Annotated in this window: 15 protein-coding genes; 11 read left to right on the plus strand and 4 right to left on the minus strand. The window is 58.8% G+C overall.

The window, feature by feature from the left end; genetic code table 11:
• Positions 1 to 369: 369 nt before the first annotated feature.
• On the plus strand, positions 370 to 2,526 hold the full coding sequence (gene aas / locus ACN28Q_RS16935) for a bifunctional acyl-ACP--phospholipid O-acyltransferase/long-chain-fatty-acid--ACP ligase (protein WP_095847406.1): 2,157 nt from the start codon (positions 370 to 372) through the stop codon (positions 2,524 to 2,526).
• Complete coding sequence (gene lplT, locus ACN28Q_RS16940; protein ID WP_095847407.1) at positions 2,523 to 3,722, plus strand: lysophospholipid transporter LplT; 1,200 nt, start codon at positions 2,523 to 2,525, stop codon at positions 3,720 to 3,722. Before aas ends, lplT begins: the two co-directional genes overlap by 4 nt.
• A gap of 22 nt (positions 3,723 to 3,744) precedes the next feature.
• Here lplT and ACN28Q_RS16945 read toward each other — a convergent pair whose 3' ends face one another.
• The 4 genes from ACN28Q_RS16945 to mutH form a co-directional block, all read right to left on the minus strand.
• Complete coding sequence (locus tag ACN28Q_RS16945) at positions 3,745 to 4,785, minus strand: NADP(H)-dependent aldo-keto reductase (protein ID WP_095847408.1); 1,041 nt, start codon at positions 4,783 to 4,785, stop codon at positions 3,745 to 3,747.
• Between the two features lie 187 nt (positions 4,786 to 4,972).
• Positions 4,973 to 5,191 (minus strand): YgdI/YgdR family lipoprotein, encoded by a 219-nt coding sequence (locus ACN28Q_RS16950; protein ID WP_095847409.1) that lies wholly within the window; start codon positions 5,189 to 5,191, stop codon positions 4,973 to 4,975.
• Positions 5,192 to 5,320: 129 nt separating this feature from the next.
• Positions 5,321 to 6,037, minus strand: a complete 717-nt coding sequence (locus ACN28Q_RS16955) for a TerC family protein (protein ID WP_095847410.1) — start codon at positions 6,035 to 6,037, stop codon at positions 5,321 to 5,323.
• Between the two features lie 96 nt (positions 6,038 to 6,133).
• On the minus strand, positions 6,134 to 6,820 hold the full coding sequence (gene mutH, locus ACN28Q_RS16960) for a DNA mismatch repair endonuclease MutH (RefSeq protein ID WP_095847411.1): 687 nt from the start codon (positions 6,818 to 6,820) through the stop codon (positions 6,134 to 6,136).
• Between the two features lie 697 nt (positions 6,821 to 7,517).
• Here mutH and rppH point away from each other — a divergent pair.
• The 9 genes from rppH (at position 7,518) to recC (ending at position 17,709) form a co-directional block, all read left to right on the plus strand.
• Entirely contained in the window at positions 7,518 to 8,045 is a 528-nt protein-coding gene (gene rppH, locus ACN28Q_RS16965; protein WP_095847413.1) for an RNA pyrophosphohydrolase, read from the plus strand.
• 12 nt (positions 8,046 to 8,057) lie between these two features.
• Positions 8,058 to 10,304: a phosphoenolpyruvate--protein phosphotransferase gene (gene ptsP, locus ACN28Q_RS16970; protein WP_095847414.1), complete on the plus strand. Its 2,247-nt coding sequence runs from the start codon at positions 8,058 to 8,060 to the stop codon at positions 10,302 to 10,304.
• 233 nt (positions 10,305 to 10,537) lie between these two features.
• On the plus strand, positions 10,538 to 11,401 hold the full coding sequence (gene lgt / locus ACN28Q_RS16975) for a prolipoprotein diacylglyceryl transferase (RefSeq protein WP_095847415.1): 864 nt from the start codon (positions 10,538 to 10,540) through the stop codon (positions 11,399 to 11,401).
• A 16-nt stretch (positions 11,402 to 11,417) separates the two neighbouring features.
• On the plus strand, positions 11,418 to 12,212 hold the full coding sequence (gene thyA, locus ACN28Q_RS16980) for a thymidylate synthase (protein ID WP_095847416.1): 795 nt from the start codon (positions 11,418 to 11,420) through the stop codon (positions 12,210 to 12,212).
• Positions 12,213 to 12,424: 212 nt separating this feature from the next.
• Entirely contained in the window at positions 12,425 to 12,925 is a 501-nt protein-coding gene (locus tag ACN28Q_RS16985; RefSeq protein ID WP_095847417.1) for a prepilin peptidase-dependent protein, read from the plus strand.
• Positions 12,919 to 13,497 carry a prepilin peptidase-dependent protein gene (locus ACN28Q_RS16990; protein ID WP_095847418.1) on the plus strand — a complete coding sequence of 193 codons (579 nt, stop codon included), beginning with the start codon at positions 12,919 to 12,921 and terminating at the stop codon, positions 13,495 to 13,497. The genes ACN28Q_RS16985 and ACN28Q_RS16990 overlap by 7 nt, the downstream gene beginning before the upstream one ends.
• Positions 13,494 to 13,937, plus strand: a complete 444-nt coding sequence (locus tag ACN28Q_RS16995; protein ID WP_095847419.1) for a YgdB family protein — start codon at positions 13,494 to 13,496, stop codon at positions 13,935 to 13,937. The genes ACN28Q_RS16990 and ACN28Q_RS16995 overlap by 4 nt, the downstream gene beginning before the upstream one ends.
• Positions 13,915 to 14,301 (plus strand): prepilin-type N-terminal cleavage/methylation domain-containing protein, encoded by a 387-nt coding sequence (locus ACN28Q_RS17000; protein WP_413541200.1) that lies wholly within the window; start codon positions 13,915 to 13,917, stop codon positions 14,299 to 14,301. Before ACN28Q_RS16995 ends, ACN28Q_RS17000 begins: the two co-directional genes overlap by 23 nt.
• Positions 14,302 to 14,328: 27 nt before the next feature.
• Positions 14,329 to 17,709, plus strand: a complete 3,381-nt coding sequence (gene recC / locus ACN28Q_RS17005; RefSeq protein WP_095847420.1) for an exodeoxyribonuclease V subunit gamma — start codon at positions 14,329 to 14,331, stop codon at positions 17,707 to 17,709.
• Positions 17,710 to 17,877: the final 168 nt, after the last annotated feature.

Below are 17,877 nucleotides of genomic sequence, written 5' to 3' on the forward strand. Positions count from 1 at the left end.
TGTATTGTATGTATTTTTAATTAAATGGTGATTTGCGCGAATGGTTTGACATCGGTTTTTTTGCCCGCCGTTTAGCCGTCGCCGCAGCCCATTTCTGCTGATTTTATGAGTTATTTCCAGCCGGTGCGGGATATTTACAGCTGGTTGCATTTAGAGCAGAACGTTTGCGTTTCCGCGGTAGTTTCTTACGCGGCCTTTCTCTAGAGTAGGTAGTCCCAGAGGTATTGATTGGTGAGAAATCAGCATACCCGGTATGTTGATACCATTTTCAATTGCACCAACCTACGCGGATGCGTAGGTTTTTTTTTGCCCCGCCCCTACCATATAGTATTCTTTGCCCCTACAACCGTTTAGCCAAGGAGAAGGGGCATGATGTATGCCATATTACGCACACTGTTCCGGGTGTTGTTTCGCGTGCGCGTTGAAGGTGACCTAAACAACGTAAATCAGCAAAAATTGCTGATCACCCCCAATCACGTCTCTTTCCTTGATGGCGCACTGTTAGCGCTGTTCCTGCCGATCAAGCCGGTGTTTGCCGTCTATTCCAGCGTTTCCGACCGTTGGTTTATGCGTTGGCTGAAAAACTATGTCGATTTTGTCTCGCTGGATCCCACCAAGCCGATGGCGGTGAAGAACCTGGTGCGCGAAGTGCAAAAAGGCCGGCCTATCGTGGTGTTCCCGGAAGGGCGCATCACGGTGACCGGTTCGCTGATGAAGGTTTATGACGGCGCCGGGTTTATCGCCGCCAAATCCGGCGCCACCGTGGTGCCGGTGCGTATTGACGGTCCTGAATACAGCCCGTTTGGCCGTATGGCCGGGGTATTTAAAATCCGCTGGTTCCCGTCGATCACCCTGTCTATTTTACCCCCTTGTCAACTGCCGATGCCGCAAGCGCCGCGCGCCCGCGAGCGCCGCATGCTGGCGGGGGAAAAATTGCACCAGATCATGATGCAGGCGCGGATGGACACCCGCACGCCGCAAACGCTGTTCGGCGCGCTGCTGGCGGCCAGCCAACGCTATGGCTACGGCAAGCCCTGCATTGAAGACATCAATTTTCAGGAAGACAGCTACCGCGGGCTGATCAAAAAGTCCCTGGGCGTCAGCCGTATCCTGCAACGTTTTACGGCGGAAAGGGAACACGTCGGGCTGCTGCTGCCGAACGCCACCATCACCGTGGCGGCGATTTTTGGCGCCTCACTGCGCAACCGCATCCCGGCGATGTTGAATTACACCGCAGGCGCCAACGGGCTGAAAAGCGCGATGACCGCGGCGACCATCAACACCATTGTCACCTCCCGGCAGTTCCTGGAAAAGGGTAAGCTCACCCACTTGCCCGAACAGGTGCCGCAGGCCAACTGGGTCTATCTGGAAGATCTGAAAGACACGGTTACCCTGGCGGATAAACTGTGGATCCTGCGCCACCTGCTGCAGCCCGCCCGTGCCATGCTGGCGCAGCAGCCGGACGATGCGGCGCTGGTGTTGTTCACCTCCGGCTCTGAAGGCACGCCGAAGGGCGTGGTTCATTCCCATGCCAGCTTGCTGGCCAACGTCGAGCAAATTCGCACGATTGCCGATTTCACCCCGCGCGATCGCTTTATGTCGTCGTTGCCGCTGTTTCACTCCTTCGGCCTGACCGTCGGGCTGATTACGCCGCTGATCACCGGCAGCCGGGTCTTCCTCTACCCAAGCCCGCTGCATTACCGGGTGGTGCCGGAGCTGGTTTACGATAAAAACTGTACGGTGCTGTTTGGCACGCCGACCTTCCTGAACAACTACGCGCGCTTTGCCCACCCGTATGATTTTGCCCGCCTGCGCTACGTGGTTGCAGGCGCGGAGAAACTGGCGGACAGCACCCGGCAAATCTGGCAGGACAAGTTCGGTATCCGCATTCTGGAGGGCTATGGCGTAACCGAGTGTGCGCCGGTGGTGTCGATCAACGTGCCGATGGCGGCCAAAGTGGGCACCGTCGGGCGCATCATGCCGAAGATGGAGGCGCGCCTGATCGCCATGCCGGGGATTGAGCACGGCGGCCGCCTGCAACTGAAAGGCCCAAACATCATGAAAGGCTATCTGCGCGTCGAACGTCCAGGCGAACTGGAGCCGCCGGCCGCAGAAGACCAACACGGCAACGTGCAGCCAGGCTGGTATGACACCGGCGATATCGTCACGCTGGATGAACAGGGTTACTGCGCTATCCGCGGCCGGGTGAAGCGTTTCGCTAAGCTGGCCGGGGAGATGGTTTCGCTGGAGAGCGTTGAACAGCTGGCGCTCAGCGTATCGCCGGATGGCCAGCACGCGGCGACGGTGAAAAGCGACAGCAGCAAAGGCGAAGTGCTGGTGCTGTTTACCACCGATGCCGCAGTCACCCGCGATGCGCTGTTGCGCGCCGCGCGCGAGCAGGGCATCCCGGAGCTGGCGGTGCCGCGCGATATTCGCATACAGAAAACGTTGCCGGTGCTGGGCAGCGGCAAACCCGATTTTGTGACCCTGCGTAAAATGGCCGAGCAGCCGGAGAATGCCCAATGAATACCTCGTCGCATAATGCGGAGGCGCCGTTGCTGTCACGCAGCATGATGGCGGTGATCTGCGCCCAGTTCTTTTCGGCGTTTGGCGATAACGCACTGCTGTTCGCTACGCTGGCGCTGATCAAACAGCAGCACTACCCGGACTGGAGCCAGCCGGTGTTGCAGATGGCGTTTGTCGCCACCTACATTATTCTGGCGCCTTTTGTCGGCCAGATCGCCGACAGCTTCTCCAAGGGGCGGGTGATGATGGTGGCCAATGGCCTGAAGCTGGCCGGCGCGCTGGCGATTTGTTTCGGCTTTGACCCATTCCTCGGTTATACCCTGGTGGGGATTGGCGCGGCGGCCTATTCGCCGGCCAAATACGGCATCCTGGGGGAAATCGCCCGCGGCGATCAGTTGGTGAAGGCGAACGGCCTGATGGAAGCGTCGACCATCGCGGCAATCCTGATAGGCTCCGTCGCCGGCGGGGTGCTGGCGGACTGGCATATTATCGCCGCGCTGGCGGCGTGCGCATTGGTTTATGCCGCCGCGGTGGTGGCGAACTACTACATTCCGTATCTTGCGGCGGCGCATCCCGGCACCTCCTGGCGGCCGCTGGCGATGGGCCGGGCGTTTTTCAGCGCCTGCAAAACGCTATGGCACGATGGCCAGACGCGCTTCTCGCTGATTGGCACCAGCCTGTTCTGGGGCGCCGGCGTGACGCTGCGTTTCCTGCTGGTGCTGTGGGTGCCGGTTGCGCTGGGCATTAGCGATAACGCCACGCCGACGTTGCTCAATGCCATGGTCGCCGTGGGGATCGTCGCCGGCGCTGGGGCGGCGGCGCGCTTCGTGACGCTGGAAACGGTAAAGCGCTGTATGCCGTCCGGGATCCTGATTGGCGTGGTAGTGGCGATCTTCGCACTGCAGACCAGCATGCTCAATGCCTACCTGTTGCTGTTCGCCATTGGCGTGTTGGGGGGCTTTTTCGTGGTGCCGTTGAATGCGCTGTTGCAGGCGCGCGGCAAGTTGTCGGTTGGCGCGGGCAACGCGATCGCCGTGCAGAACCTGGGCGAAAACGCGGCGATGTTGTTAATGCTGGGCCTGTATTCGCTGGTGGTGAAAATGGGCGTGCCGGTGGTCGGGGTCGGTATTGGGTTCGGCGTGGTGTTCGCGCTGGCGATTGCCGCACTGTGGTTTTCGCAGCGGCGCGCGGCCTAGACCGCGCACCGGGGATTACAGGCTAAGGCGCGGGGATGGTAAAGCGGCTGTGGATTTCTTCCAGTGCCTGCAATACCTCTTCACCTAACGTCAGGTTGAAGCTGTCGATGTTGGTTTTCAACTGTTCCAGCGTGGTGGCGCCCAGCAGAGTGCTGGCGACAAACGGCTGCTGGCGCACGAACGCCAACGCCATCTGCGCGGGATCCAGCCCGTGCTTTTTCGCCAACGCCACGTATTCAGCGATCGCCTGCTCGCTGTGCGGCGAGGAGTAGCGGGTAAAACGGCTGAACAGCGTATTGCGCGCGCCGGCCGGCTTGGCGCCGTTCAGATATTTGCCGGTCAGGGTGCCGAAGGCCAGGCAGGAATAGGCCAACAGTTCCACCCCTTCATGCTGGCTGATTTCCGCCAGGCCGACTTCAAAGCTGCGGTTCAGCAGGCTGTAGGGGTTCTGGATGGTCACAATGCGCGGCAGTTCGTGTTTTTCCGCCAGGTGCAGGTAGCGCATCACGCCGTAGGGCGTTTCGTTGGAAACGCCGATATAGCGGATTTTGCCGGCGCGCACCTGTTCGTTCAGCGCTTCCAGCGTTTCCAGCAGCGTGACCGCCGCTTTTTCATCGCTATAGCGGTAGTTCAGCTTGCCGAAAAAGTTGGTGGCGCGCTGCGGCCAGTGCAACTGGTACAGATCCAGGTAATCGGTGTTCAGGCGTTGCAGGCTGGCGTCCAGCGCCGCACGGATGTTTTTTCGATCCAGCGCCTGGTTGGGGCGAATGCCGTTGTCGTTGCCGCGCACCGGCCCGACCACTTTGCTCGCCAACACGATCTTTTCGCGGTTGCCGCGCGCTTTGATCCAACTGCCGATGTACTGTTCGGTCAGGCCCTGTGTTTCCGGGCGCGGGGGAACCGGGTACATTTCCGCAGTATCAATCAGGTTGATACCCGCAGCTAAGGCATAATCCAGCTGCGCATGGGCATCGGCTTCGCTATTTTGTTCGCCAAAGGTCATCGTGCCCAGTCCCAGCACACTCACTTCTAAAGAACTGTGGGGAATTCGGTGATATTGCATTAACGGCCTTCCTTAATAGAGCGCTTAACAGGAGCCTGGTGAAAGATGCGACGCAGGGCGCCTTTTCCGACTATAACCAAGCCGCGAACGGGGGGGAAGAGGATTAAAGCGGGGCAGAGCAGAAAGCTATCACGCCGTGAGGGCGCGATAGCGCAATGAAGCAGGCGGTGCACTGCCTGGGCTTAACTTAGCGTTCGATGATTTGTGAAACCTGATCGCTGTTAATCTGGCGGTTATTGCCTTGTTCGTCCGTATAACTGATTAAGCCGGTGTCGCTATCCATCTGTGGCTTGCCCTGGGTGAGGATCATGTTCCCCTCTTTGGTCGCCATCACATAATTGCTGGAACACCCCGCCAGCACGGCGATCGTCAGCAGCGCTGATGCCGCCATTACCCATTTCTTCATTGCGCGAATCCTCATCTGTGTCAAAGAGTCGCTGTTAAGATTAACAAATTTCGGCCGGCGAAAGTTTCGGATAAGTCTTTATCTGGGGCTGGTGCCGTCCTGGCCCCACACAAGGGCCAGGCGCACGGCTTAATCCGCCGTATGGCTTTTCCTGTTGCGCACCAGGTTCAAGGCTTCGACCGACATTGAGAAGAACATCGCAAAGTAGATATAGCCTTTGGGCACGTGGATCTGGAAGCTTTCCAGCATCAGGGTAAAGCCCACCAGGATCAGGAAAGAGAGCGCCAGCATTTTTACCGAAGGATGGCGGCTGACGAATTCGCCAATCGGCCGGGCGGCGAACATCATCACGCCCACGGCAATCACCACGGCGGCCATCATAATGAACAGATGATCGGATAGCCCGACCGCGGTAATCACCGAGTCAAGGCTGAAGATAATATCCAGCAGCATGATCTGAATGATGGCGCCCCAAAAGCTGTGCACTTTGGTGTGGTGTTCTTCTTCCGTGCCTTCGATGGTTTCGTGGATCTCTTTGCTGGCTTTCCAAATCAGGAACAACCCGCCGAAGAGCAGAATCAGATCGCGCGTGGAAATATCAAAGCCAGCGACGCTGAACAACGGGTGTGTCAGGCGGACAACCCAGGCAATGGAAGCCAGCAGCGCCAGGCGCATCAGCATCGCCGCCGCCAGCCCCATGCGGCGCGCTTTGTTTTGCTGTGCCTTCGGCAGCTTTGCTACCACCAGTGAAAGAAAAATAATGTTATCGATACCCAAAACGATCTCAAGGATGGTCAGCGTACCTAATGCCAACCAGGCATTGGGATCCATAATCCATTCAAACATTGCCCAGAACACCTCAAAAAATGCAAAGTAGCGATTATACGCGTTTCTGAAAGCCGTGACACCGCGTTGCCTGCAATGGCGTGCGGCTAACAGCCTTTAAACCGTGAAATGCCGGGCCAGCAGGGCCGCGGTGAAACGCTTTTTCAGATAGAAACCGCGTGGCAAGGTCAGAATGGGTTGGCCCTGTTCGCCGATCGCTTCGGTCAGGGCTTTACTGTTGGCCGCCTTGGGCCGCAGTTGCAGTACTTCGCCATGGCGCGCGGTGATACGTTCAACGTGGCCGAGCACGATCAGATCCATCAGCTCTTCCCAATCGCGGCGCAGCATCTCTTCTTCTTGCGCATTGGGGCTCCAGAGCAGTGGCGAGCCGACCCGGCGCTGCGCCAGTGGAATTTGGCGTTCGCCTTCAACCGGGATCCACAGCACCCGGGCCAGCTTGTGGCGCACGTGGCTGCTTTCCCAGGTTACCCCACTGTTGCCGGTCAGCGGCGCAACGCAGACAAAGGTGGTTTCCAGCGGATTGCCGGCGGCGTCGACCGGAATGGTCTTCAACTCAATGCCCAGCTCCGGGAAATCTTGTTCCGGTTTGCTGCCGGCCATTGCGCCCAGGTAAAGCTCCAGCAGCATGCCCACCCAGCCTTTATCCCGCTTCAGGTTGTTGGGGATGGCGATTTGCGCCTGCGCGGCCAGCTCGCCAAAGCTAAAGCCGGCCAGTGCTTGGGCGCGCTCAAACAGCTGGCGTTCGTTTTCCGGCGGGGCGGGCAGTGGGGATAAAAAAACCATAAATCAAAGCCTGTTAATGCTGGTCAAAAAACACACTGACTTTACGCACCGCAAATAATGGCTGGGTACGATAAGGGAAAAGTGTAATAGTAGCATGATTTTCCATGGTTTTTTTCTGTGCTGGCGCTGGATGGCCGAAACTGACCTGCGCTTGTGCACCTGAAGCCACCGACAATGAACAGGATCTTACACCTATTTATCCACAGATTTATGGGATAACCCAAAATTTTCCCGATCACTGGTTCGATTTACAGCCTTGACGTGGCGGGCTAATTGCGAAATTGCCCGTTTTGTGCGTAACTCCAGCGGATAATCTGTGGATAAAAAAGGCGTTGGTGGATCTTTCGCCAGCCTAAGATCCTAAGCGTGCATAGATCACATTTTTCCCCTGTTCATAACTGAAGTAATCGATTTACCTGTTTGTTTTTAAAGTAAATCTATAAATTTTTTTTTGGCGGTGATTTTGTACTGTCTGGAGTTTTACCCGTTTATTCATTGAGTTCTACACACACCTATCCACAGAAAAAGTGAATAAAAGCGCCCTGCGAGGCCAGCGTGTGTTTATAACTTTGCCATTATCTGTGAGTTATCCAAATGTTATCCGGCGCGCACGGCTGCAAAGCAGTGGTTTACCGCCTGTGGCATGTGTGAAACAATCAGGTCATCTTTACGAATTTATGCTTATCGAGGTAGTCCGGTGATCGATGATGATGGCTACCGCCCGAATGTTGGTATCGTAATCTGTAATCGTCAGGGGCAGGTCCTATGGGCCCGCCGTTACGGTCAACACTCTTGGCAGTTCCCCCAGGGCGGCATAAACCCTGGCGAAACGCCTGAGCAAGCGATGTACCGTGAGCTGTTCGAAGAAGTGGGCTTGAGCAGAAAGGATGTGCGTATCCTGGCCTCAACCCGTAACTGGTTGCGCTATAAATTGCCAAAACGTTTGGTGCGTTGGGACACAAAGCCGGTATGTATCGGCCAAAAGCAAAAATGGTTTCTGCTGCAGCTTATGTGCAACGAAGCGGATATCAACATGCAGCGCAGCGGCACGCCCGAGTTTGATGGCTGGCGCTGGGTGAGCTTCTGGTATCCGGTGCGGCAGGTTGTGTCGTTCAAGCGTGATGTCTATCGCCGGGTGATGAAGGAATTCTCCGTGACCGTCATGCCGATGCAGGAGCCAGCGCCGCAACGGCAGGCTCCCGCCTACCGTAGAAAGAGAGGTTGAGTTAAGCAGACTATGCTGACGCGCTTGCGAGAAATTGTTGAAAAGGTGGCTGGTGCGGCCAGTTTGGCAGAGTCGTTGGATATTCTGGTCAACGAAACCTGTCAGGCGATGGATACGGAAGTGTGCTCTATCTATCTGGCTGACAATGATCGCCGCTGTTATTACCTGATGGCGACGCGCGGGTTGAAAAAACCGCGCGGGCGCGCCGTGGCGCTGGCATTTGATGAAGGCGTGGTTGGGCTGGTGGGGCGCCGTGCGGAGCCCATCAACCTGGCGGATGCGCAGAGCCATCCCAGCTTCAAGTATGTGCCGCAGGTAAAGGAAGATCGTTTTCGATCCTTCCTCGGGGTGCCGATCATCCACCGCCGCCAACTGCTTGGCGTGTTAGTGGTGCAGCAGCGTGAGCTGCGCCAGTTCGATGAAAGTGAAGAATCCTTTATGGTCACCCTGGCCACACAAATGGCCGGGATCCTCTCGCAGTCGCAACTCAATGCCATTTTCGGTCAGTATCGCCAAACGCGTGTGCGTGCGCTGGCCGCCGCGCCGGGCGTGGCGGTGGCGGAAGGCTGGCAGGACAGCAGCCAGCCCACGCTTGAGCAGGTGTACAAGGCCTCTACGCTCGATACCGCCAGAGAGCGTGAGCGCCTGACGCACGCGCTGGAAGAGGCCGGTGCGGAGTTCCGCCGTTTCAGCAAGCGCTTTAGCGCCGGCGCGCAAAAAGAAAGCGCGGCGATTTTTGATCTTTATTCCCACCTGTTGAACGACTCCCGCCTGAAGCGCGAACTGTTTGCCGAAATTGACGCCGGCTCGGTGGCCGAATGGGCGGTGAAACAGGTGATCGAAGCCTTTGCCGAACAGTTCGCCAAGCTGAAGGATACCTACATGCGCGAGCGCGCCAGCGATCTGCGCGCGCTCGGCCAACGCCTGCTGTTCTACCTTGACGACACCACCCACGGCGCCACCCAGTGGCCGCAACGCTTTATTTTGGTGGCCGAAGAACTGAGTGCCACCCTGCTGGCGGAAGTGCCGCAGGATCGGCTGGCCGGCGTGGTGGTGCGCGATGGCGCCGCCAATTCGCACGCGGCGATCCTGGTGCGCGCCATGGGCGTGCCGACGGTGATGGGCGCGGATATTCAGCCCGCGCTGCTTAGCCAGCGCCTGCTGATCGTCGACGGTTACCGCGGCGAGTTGCTGGTGGATCCGGAGCCGGTACTGGTGCAGGAATACCAGCGGCTGATTACCGAAGAACAAGAGCTCAGCAAGCTGGCGGAAGGGGACGTTGAGCAGCCGGCACAGTTGCAAAGCGGCGAACGGGTGCAGATATTGCTCAACGCCGGCCTGAGCCCGGAGCATGAACAACTGCTTGGCGGCCGGGTCGACGGCGTGGGGCTGTACCGCACCGAAATCCCGTTCATGCTGCAAAGCGGCTTTCCTTCCGAAGAGGAGCAGGTCGCGCAGTATCAGGGCATGCTGCAGCTTTACCCGTCAAAGCCGGTAACGCTGCGCACCCTGGATGTCGGCGCGGATAAGCAACTGCCGTATATGCCGATCAGCGAAGAGAACCCCTGCCTCGGTTGGCGCGGCATTCGTATTACGCTTGATCAGCCGGAGATATTCCTGATTCAGGTGCGCGCCATGCTGCGTGCCAACGCCGGCACGGGTAACCTGAGCATCTTGCTGCCGATGGTAAGCAGCCTGGATGAGATCGACGAGGCGAAACGCCTGATCGATCGCGCCGGGCATGAGGTGGAAGAGATGCTCGGCTACGCCATCCCCAAACCGCAGATCGGCGTGATGCTGGAAGTGCCTTCGATGATCTTCCTGATCCCGCATCTGGCCGGGCGCGTGGATTTTATTTCCGTCGGCACCAACGATCTCACCCAGTACCTGTTGGCGGTCGATCGCAACAATACCCGGGTGGCCGCGTTGTACGATGGCCTGCATCCTTCCATGCTGCGCGTGCTGCAACTGATCGTCAGCCAGGGGGAAGCCGCCGGTCTGCGGGTGGCGCTGTGCGGTGAGCTGGCCGGCGATCCGATGGGGGCGCTGCTGCTGGTCGGCATGGGGTTCCGCAACCTGAGCATGAACGGGCGCAGCGTGGCGCGCATTAAGTACCTGTTGCGGCATATTGCCTTGCCGGATGCGCAAGCATTGGCCCAGCGCGTGCTGAATGCCCAGATGACCAGCGAAGTGCGCCACCTGGTGGCGGCGTTTATGGAGCGGCGCGGCATGGGCGGGCTGATCCGCGGCGGCCGCTGAAGGCAGCGGCTGTCTGATTTTTTTACAGAACTTTTCCCAGCGGGCCAATCCGGTCGGGGTTGTGCTTGTGCTATCATGCGCGTCTTTGGCCGTCATACCGTTCAATTTTGGTTGGCAGGTTCCACTGGTTGCGTTGAAGGCAGTGGCAAGATGATTTATCGCAGCTGTGTTTCGCCGTATTTGGCACCATCCGCCTGTGGATGGGTAGAACAATAGACTTATTGTGGTGATAGATGAGCAATAGCTATCTGGCGTTTCCTGAGTTTGATCCGGTGATTTTCTCGCTCGGCCCGGTGTCCCTGCATTGGTATGGGCTGATGTACCTGGTGGGGTTTGTTTTTGCCATGTGGTTAGCCATTCGCCGCGCCAATAAACCGGGCAGCGGCTGGACCCGGGATGAGGTGGAGAACCTGCTGTACGCCGGTTTCCTCGGTGTGTTTGTCGGCGGCCGCGTTGGCTATGTGCTGTTTTACAACCTGCCGCTGTTCCTGGATAACCCTCTGTATCTGTTCAAAGTGTGGGACGGCGGCATGTCGTTCCACGGCGGCCTGATCGGCGTTATTCTGGTGATGTTTTGGTTTGCCCGCCGCACCGGGCGCAACTTCTTTCAACTGTCTGATTTTATCGCCCCGTTAATCCCGTTTGGCCTGGGCGCCGGCCGGCTTGGCAACTTCATCAATGGCGAACTGTGGGGCCGTGTCACCACCGATGTGCCTTGGGCGATGCTGTTCCCTGGCTCGCGCACCGAGGATATGGCCATCGCTGTGGCCGATCCTAAATGGCTGCCGCTGTTGAATCAGTACGGCGTTTTGCCGCGCCACCCGTCGCAGCTGTACGAGCTGCTGCTGGAAGGGATTGTGCTGTTTATCATTCTGAACCTGTTTATCCGCAAGCCCCGCCCGATGGGTGCCGTTTCCGGGCTGTTCCTGATTGGCTATGGGGCGTTTCGGATTATCGTCGAAGCGTTCCGCCAGCCTGACGCGCAACTCGGCCTGTTTGATAACATGATCAGCATGGGGCAGATCCTGTCGATTCCGATGGTGCTGGCCGGTATTATTATGATGATTTGGGCGTACCGTCGTCGCCCGCAGCAATAACCGTTTGTGAGGAAAAATGAAACAGTATCTGGACCTAATGAAAAAAGTGCTCGCTGAGGGCACCCCTAAAGCCGACCGTACCGGCACTGGCACGCTGTCGATTTTCGGCCACCAGATGCGTTTCAATCTGCAGGAAGGTTTCCCGCTGGTGAGCACCAAAAAATGCCATCTGCGCTCAATTATCCACGAACTGTTATGGTTCCTGAATGGCGACACCAACATTGCTTATCTGCACGAGAATAAGGTGAGCATTTGGGATGAGTGGGCGGACGAAAACGGCGATCTGGGGCCGGTTTACGGCAAACAGTGGCGTGCCTGGGGTGCGGCCGACGGCCGGCAAATCGACCAGCTCAGCACTGTGCTGCAGCAACTGAAGCAGGATCCTGACTCGCGCCGCATCATCGTTTCCGCCTGGAACGTGGGCGAGCTGGATCAAATGGCCCTGGCGCCGTGCCATGCCTTTTTCCAGTTCTACGTGGCGGATGGCAAGCTCTCTTGCCAACTGTATCAGCGCTCTTGCGACGTGTTCCTCGGCCTGCCGTTTAACATCGCCAGCTATGCGCTGCTGGTGCACATGATGGCGCAACAGTGCGATCTGGCCGTGGGCGACTTTGTTTGGACCGGTGGCGATACCCACTTGTACAACAACCATATGGAACAGACCCAGTTGCAGTTGACGCGCGAGCCACGCCCGCTGCCAAAACTGATCATCAAGCGTAAGCCTGAATCGCTGTTTGACTACCGCTTCGATGATTTTGCCATTGAAGGTTACGATCCACACCCAGCGATCAAAGCACCGGTTGCCATCTAAGCCGGGCGATACACCGCTTTCCTCTCAGGGGCGCAACCACGTTGCGCCCCTGTTTTTTTGCCTGCTGCCGCCAGGCAGATAGCTTGTTTTTTGCGGCGCACGCCGCATAGCGGCCGGTTTCCCAGGCGGTTGCAACATCTTTTCGCCATGTCTTTCCCAACCTGAAAACAACCCGCTGCCCCTGATGCTGCCGGGCAGGTATCCTCACGCCCATGAAGATCAAACGGATGGAAAGCCTTCGGCAGCAGCGGGGGTTCACGCTGCTGGAACTGCTGGCCGTTATGGCGCTGGTGGCGATATTGACCGGTTGGGGGATTGGCCAGTGGCGCCGCCAGCAACAGGTGCTGCGGCTGGAACACACGGCTCAGCAACTGCTGGCATTTCTTACCCGGTTGCAGGCCGATGCCAATTGGCGCAACCGCACGGCGCTGCTGTGGTTTCGGCAGGGCGATCCCTGGTGCATTGGCAGCGGCGGCAGTGAGCAGCAGTGCCGGCCGGGCAACGCCTGGCTGTTTGTTCCCGTGCACCCCGATGTGGCGCTTAAGGACGTTACCCAAAAGGAGATGGGGTTCTATGGATTACGCAACAATGCCCAGGCTGGGCACATTACGCTTGGCAACGGGGCGGGCAACGTGCGGGTGGTGCTATCCGCCAAAGGGCGGCTGCGGTTATGCAGCGAAGGCGTAGCGATCGGAGGAATAACCTCATGCTAGTACGGGAAGGTGGCTTCACCCTACCGGAGGTGTTGCTGGCCATGGCCTTCGGCAGCCTGATTGCGATAGCGGCGGCAAAAACTTATCCTTTGCTGCGCCAGCAAACTTTGGCGCTGGGGCAACACTATCGCCTGGAAGTCACTCTGCGCCAAATCGCTTTTGGTATTGAAAAGGATCTGCGCCGCGCCGGTTTTTGCGCGGGCCAATGTACGGGTAAGCCATTGCTGATCGGCAATGCCGAAGGCGAAGCCACCGGCAGCTGCGTTATTGTTGTTTACGATTTGAACCGCAACGGCCGCTGGGAAGACGCTGGCGGCAGCGACGCGGAGCAGTTTGGCTACCGCTTGCACCGTGGGGCGCTGGAAACGCAGCGTGGCGTAACCCACTGCCGCGGCAATGGCTGGGAGCGGGTATTTGATCAGGACGATATTATCATCGAGGCCTTTACCGTGGCGGTTACCCCAGGGATGAGCGGGAAAACGCAGGTGGCGCTGGCATTAACCGGTCGCTCGGCGTTTAACGCCGACATTCGCCGCAGCATGCGCTGGGCGATCGCTCTGGAGGCGCGATGAACGTGCCGGCCCAACAGGGGGGCAGCACGCTGGCGGCGGTGCTGTTGCTGTTAGCCATGGGGCTGATGCTATTGACGGCGCAGCAGCGGCAACTGGATAACGCATTGTTGATGGCGGCCGATCAGCAGCAATATCTGCGGGCCTATAATCAGGCGGCCTCTGCGTTAGCCTGGGGCTTAACGCAGCGTTGGCCCCAGGCCGAGCTGCGCGCCGGTGCCTGGCATTGCCGGCAACAGGGGAGCGATAACCTGAAAGCCTGCGCCAGGCCCGCCTCGCGGGAAGGCGTCGTGGTGTTGCGCGGTATGGGGGAAATGCGCAATGTGTCACCGTTTTGGCTGTATGCGCTAACGGTACCGGGCGCTGGCGATCTCTTGAGCGCTGAACCGGGGGGCTGGCTGGATTTTTGCCCGGAAAAGAATGCGGCTGACTGTGATGGCTGATCGGCGTGCCTGCCCCGCCAATGGGCGAGCGTCAACGCAACGCGGGTTCAGCCTGCTGGAGGTTTTGGTGGCGGCGTTGCTGTTCGCCGTTTCGCTGCTGGGCCTGTTACAATACCAGCAGGTTTTATTGCAGGGGTTCCAGCGCCAGTGGCAGTATCGCCAGGCCTGGGCATTGGCGCACCGGCAGTTGGAAAGCGTTGCGGCGAGCGGGCAAACGGAAAACGCCGCGCCGTTGCCCGCGGGCTGGCAGGCTGATATGCAGCGCGTTATTGTTGATCCGCCCTGCCAGCGGGTGGTGGTCAGGATACGTACCCCCTTGCGGCAAGAAGCGGCGCTGAGCCGCTGGTTTTGCTCGCCCGGTTAAGCCGGCCTCAAGCTGTTAAGGAGCCTCATGTTTACGGTTTACCATTCCAATCAGTTGGATCTGCTCAAGACGTTAACCTGCGCGTTGATCGCCCGTGAGCCGCTGGCGGATCCATTCCAGCAGGAAGTGGTGCTGGTGCAAAGCCCCGGCATGGCGCAGTGGCTGCAGATGCAGTTGGCCGAGCAGTTTGGCATCGCCGCGAATATCGCTTTCCCGTTGCCGGCATCCTTTATCTGGGACATGTTTACCCGGGTGTTGCCCGATATCCCTAAGGAAAGCGCATTCAGTAAAGATGCCATGACCTGGAAGCTGATGTGGCTGCTGCCTGAGCTGCTGCCGGAGCCCGCGTTTGCGCCGCTGCAGCATTACCTGACCGACGACGGCGACAAACGCAAAATTCACCAGTTGGCCGGCCGCGTGGCGGATCTGTTCGACCAATACCTGGTTTATCGCCCCCAGTGGCTGGAGCGCTGGGAGCGGGGGGAGCGCGTTGAAGAACTGGCCGAAGCCCAGCAGTGGCAGGCGCCGCTGTGGAACAAGTTGGTCGAGTATACGCGGGCGCTCGAGCAGCCTGAATGGCACCGCGCCAACCTGTATCACCGATTTATTTCCGCGCTGGATAAGGCGGATGCGTGCCCGCCCGGTCTGCCGCCGCGGGTCTTCATCTGCGGCATTTCCGCGTTGCCGCCGGTGTACCTGGATGCCTTACAGGCGCTGGGCAAACATATTGATATCCACCTGATGTTCACCAACCCCTGCCGCTATTACTGGGGGGATATTCAGGATTACGCTTTTCTGGCGCGGCTGCAAAGCCGGAAACGCCGCCGCTACCATCAGGCGTTGGAACAGGGGCTATTTCGGCAGCCGGAGCAGGCCGCGCAACTGTTTGACGCCGAGGGGGAGCAACAGCTAAGCAACCCTTTGCTGGCTTCCTGGGGCAAACTGGGGCGCGATCACTTGTATCTGCTGGCGCAAATGCAAGCCACGCAGGAAGTGGACGCCTTCGTTGATATTGCGCCGGATAACCTCCTGCATGCGGTCCAGCACGATATGCTGGAGCTTGAAGACCATGCCGTCATCGTAACCAGCCAGAGCGCCTTGGCATCCAGCAACGGCAAGCGCCTGTTGGATCCTGACGATCGCTCCATCAGCCTGCACGCCTGCCACAGCCCGCAGCGTGAGGTGGAAGTGCTGCACGATCGGCTGTTATCCATGCTGGCTGACGATCCGCAGCTCACGCCGCGCGATATTATCGTGATGGTGGCGGATATCGACAGTTATACCCCCTACATTCAGGCGGTGTTCGGCAATGCGGCGCAAGAGCGCTACCTGCCGTTTGCCATTTCCGACCGTAAGGCCCGCGAGGCGCACCCGGTGCTGCAGGCTTTTATCGCGCTGCTGGATCTGCCGCAAAGCCGCTTCACCGCTGAACAGGTGCTGGCGCTGCTGGAAGTGCCTGCGCTGGCGGCGCGCTTCGCCATTCAGGAAGATGGGCTGCGCCTGCTGCGCCACTGGGTGGCGGAGTCCGGCGTGCGTTGGGGGCTGGACGACGACAATGTGCGCGAGCTGGCGCTGCCGGCCACCGGCCAGCATACCTGGCGCTTTGGCATTACGCGTATGCTGCTGGGTTATGCGATGGACAGCAACGCAGGGGATTGGCAGGGCGTGCTGCCTTATGATGAATCCAGCGGCCTGGTGGCGGAACTGGCGGGCCAGTTGGCCGAACTGCTGGCGCAGCTCAGCCAATGGCGCCTGCGGCTGGGCGAAGCGCGCACGCTGGCGGAGTGGTTGCCGCTTTGCCGCCAATTGATGAACGCTTTCTTCAGCACCGACAGCGATACCGAAGTGGTGCTGGCGCTGATTGAGCAGCAGTGGCAGCAGGTGATTGGCTATGGGCAGGCCGCGCGCTACCCGGATGTGGTGCCGCTGACGCTCTTGCGTGATGAACTGGCGGCCCGGCTTGATCAGGAGCGCATCAGCCAGCGTTTCCTCGCCGGGCAGATTAATTTCTGCACGCTGATGCCGATGCGTTCCATCCCGTTTAAAGTGGTTTGCCTGCTGGGGATGAATGACGGCGTTTACCCGCGTACGCTGCCGCCGTTAGGGTTTGATCTGATGGCGCAGCAGGTTCGGCGCGGCGATCGCAGCCGCCGTGATGACGATCGCTATCTGTTCCTGGAGGCGATCCTGTCCGCGCAGCAAAAATTGTATATCAGCTTTATCGGCCGTTCCATTCAGGACAACAGTGAGCGCTATCCTTCGGTGCTGGTGGCCGAGCTGCTGGAATATCTGCAGCAGAGCTATTATCTGCCCGGGGATGAAACGCTAGATGCCGATAGCAGCGCGCGCAAGGTTGCCGAACATCTGCTGTGTTGGCATGCGCGCATGCCGTTTGCCTCGGAAAACTTCCTGCCGGGCAGCGATCGGCAAAGCTATGCCGCCGAATGGCTGCCGGCGGCGGGCGGGCATGGCGCGCCGCTGCCGCCGTTTAACCAACCGCTGCCGCCGGACGAACGGGCGCCGTCGCAGGCGCTTTCGCTGGACCAACTGCAGCGTTTTTATCGCCACCCGATTCGGGCGTTCTTCCAATTGCGCCTTGGCGTGAACTTCATTTTGGAAGAAACCGAACTGCCGGACGAAGAACCCTTCACGCTGGATAATCTCAGCCGTTATCAGTTCAATAGCCAATTGCTGAATGCGCTGATTGATGGGGAAGACGCCATGCGCTTGTATCAACGGGTCCGTGCCGGCGGCGGCCTGCCTTATGGCGCCTTTGGTGAAATTTACTGGCAAAAACAGCAGGAAGAGATGGCTGAACTGGCGCAGCGGGTGTCTGAAGAGCGCCGCGAGGGGGCCAGCCTGGAGTTGGATATCGAGGTTGCCGGGGTACAGATTAACGGCTGGCTGCACCAGGTGCAGGACGATGGCCTGTTGCGCTGGCGCCCGGCCGCGCTTTCCGCCGTCGATGGCATCCTGTTATGGCTGGAGCACCTGGTGTATTGTTGCGCGGGCGGCCATGGTGAAAGCCGTATCTACGGGCGCCAAAATACCGCCTGGCGTTTTGCGCCGTTAGCGGTTGAAGAGGCGCAGCAACAATTGGCTGAACTGATCGTCGGCTACCAACGCGGGATGTGCCAGCCATTGATGCTGCTAAATAAAAGCGGTTGGGCATGGCTAAGCCAATGTTACCAGCCGGAAACCCAACAGATTGACTGGGATGAGGCGGTGCAGGCCAAGGCGCGCGTCAAACTGCTGCAGGTGTGGCAAGGGGATCAGCGCATTCCGGGAGAAGGGGAAGATCCTTATATTCAGCGTGTCTTCCGGCAAATGGATCCTGCGCACCTGGCGGAAATTCTGGCGGAAACAGAGCGTTATCTTTTGCCGGTGATCAGGCACAATCTGGGTTAGTTTTTGGCCGGTGGTGCCGGTCAGGGGGAAGTGGTAAAAGAAGTCTCTCGCCAACGTAATGCGCGTTGCAGAAACGCTAACGCCGCGGCGGCTTGACGTATGGCGGGTTGTAAAGAGCATAGCATTTGGGTGATTTTTTTATCGCACGGTTGGCGTCAGGGAATGGCG

The sequence above is a fragment of the Gibbsiella quercinecans genome, from assembly GCF_002291425.1.
GTDB classification, from domain to species: Bacteria; Pseudomonadota; Gammaproteobacteria; order Enterobacterales; family Enterobacteriaceae; genus Gibbsiella; species Gibbsiella quercinecans.

What these genes read in the sequence shown, in the direction of transcription:
- thyA (WP_095847416.1), top strand. Translation starts at nt 11,418, where the DNA reads ATGAAACAGTATCTGGACCTAATGAAAAAAGTGCTCGCTGAGGGCACC.
- ACN28Q_RS16945 (WP_095847408.1), bottom strand. Translation starts at nt 4,785, where the DNA reads ATGCAATATCACCGAATTCCCCACAGTTCTTTAGAAGTGAGTGTGCTG.
- ACN28Q_RS16990 (WP_095847418.1), top strand. Translation starts at nt 12,919, where the DNA reads ATGCTAGTACGGGAAGGTGGCTTCACCCTACCGGAGGTGTTGCTGGCC.
- ACN28Q_RS16950 (WP_095847409.1), bottom strand. Translation starts at nt 5,191, where the DNA reads ATGAAGAAATGGGTAATGGCGGCATCAGCGCTGCTGACGATCGCCGTG.
- recC (WP_095847420.1), top strand. Translation starts at nt 14,329, where the DNA reads ATGTTTACGGTTTACCATTCCAATCAGTTGGATCTGCTCAAGACGTTA.
- ACN28Q_RS16995 (WP_095847419.1), top strand. Translation starts at nt 13,494, where the DNA reads ATGAACGTGCCGGCCCAACAGGGGGGCAGCACGCTGGCGGCGGTGCTG.
- ptsP (WP_095847414.1), top strand. Translation starts at nt 8,058, where the DNA reads ATGCTGACGCGCTTGCGAGAAATTGTTGAAAAGGTGGCTGGTGCGGCC.
- mutH (WP_095847411.1), bottom strand. Translation starts at nt 6,820, where the DNA reads ATGGTTTTTTTATCCCCACTGCCCGCCCCGCCGGAAAACGAACGCCAG.
- lplT (WP_095847407.1), top strand. Translation starts at nt 2,523, where the DNA reads ATGAATACCTCGTCGCATAATGCGGAGGCGCCGTTGCTGTCACGCAGC.
- ACN28Q_RS16955 (WP_095847410.1), bottom strand. Translation starts at nt 6,037, where the DNA reads ATGTTTGAATGGATTATGGATCCCAATGCCTGGTTGGCATTAGGTACG.
- lgt (WP_095847415.1), top strand. Translation starts at nt 10,538, where the DNA reads ATGAGCAATAGCTATCTGGCGTTTCCTGAGTTTGATCCGGTGATTTTC.
- ACN28Q_RS16985 (WP_095847417.1), top strand. Translation starts at nt 12,425, where the DNA reads ATGAAGATCAAACGGATGGAAAGCCTTCGGCAGCAGCGGGGGTTCACG.
- aas (WP_095847406.1), top strand. Translation starts at nt 370, where the DNA reads ATGATGTATGCCATATTACGCACACTGTTCCGGGTGTTGTTTCGCGTG.
- ACN28Q_RS17000 (WP_413541200.1), top strand. Translation starts at nt 13,915, where the DNA reads ATGCGGCTGACTGTGATGGCTGATCGGCGTGCCTGCCCCGCCAATGGG.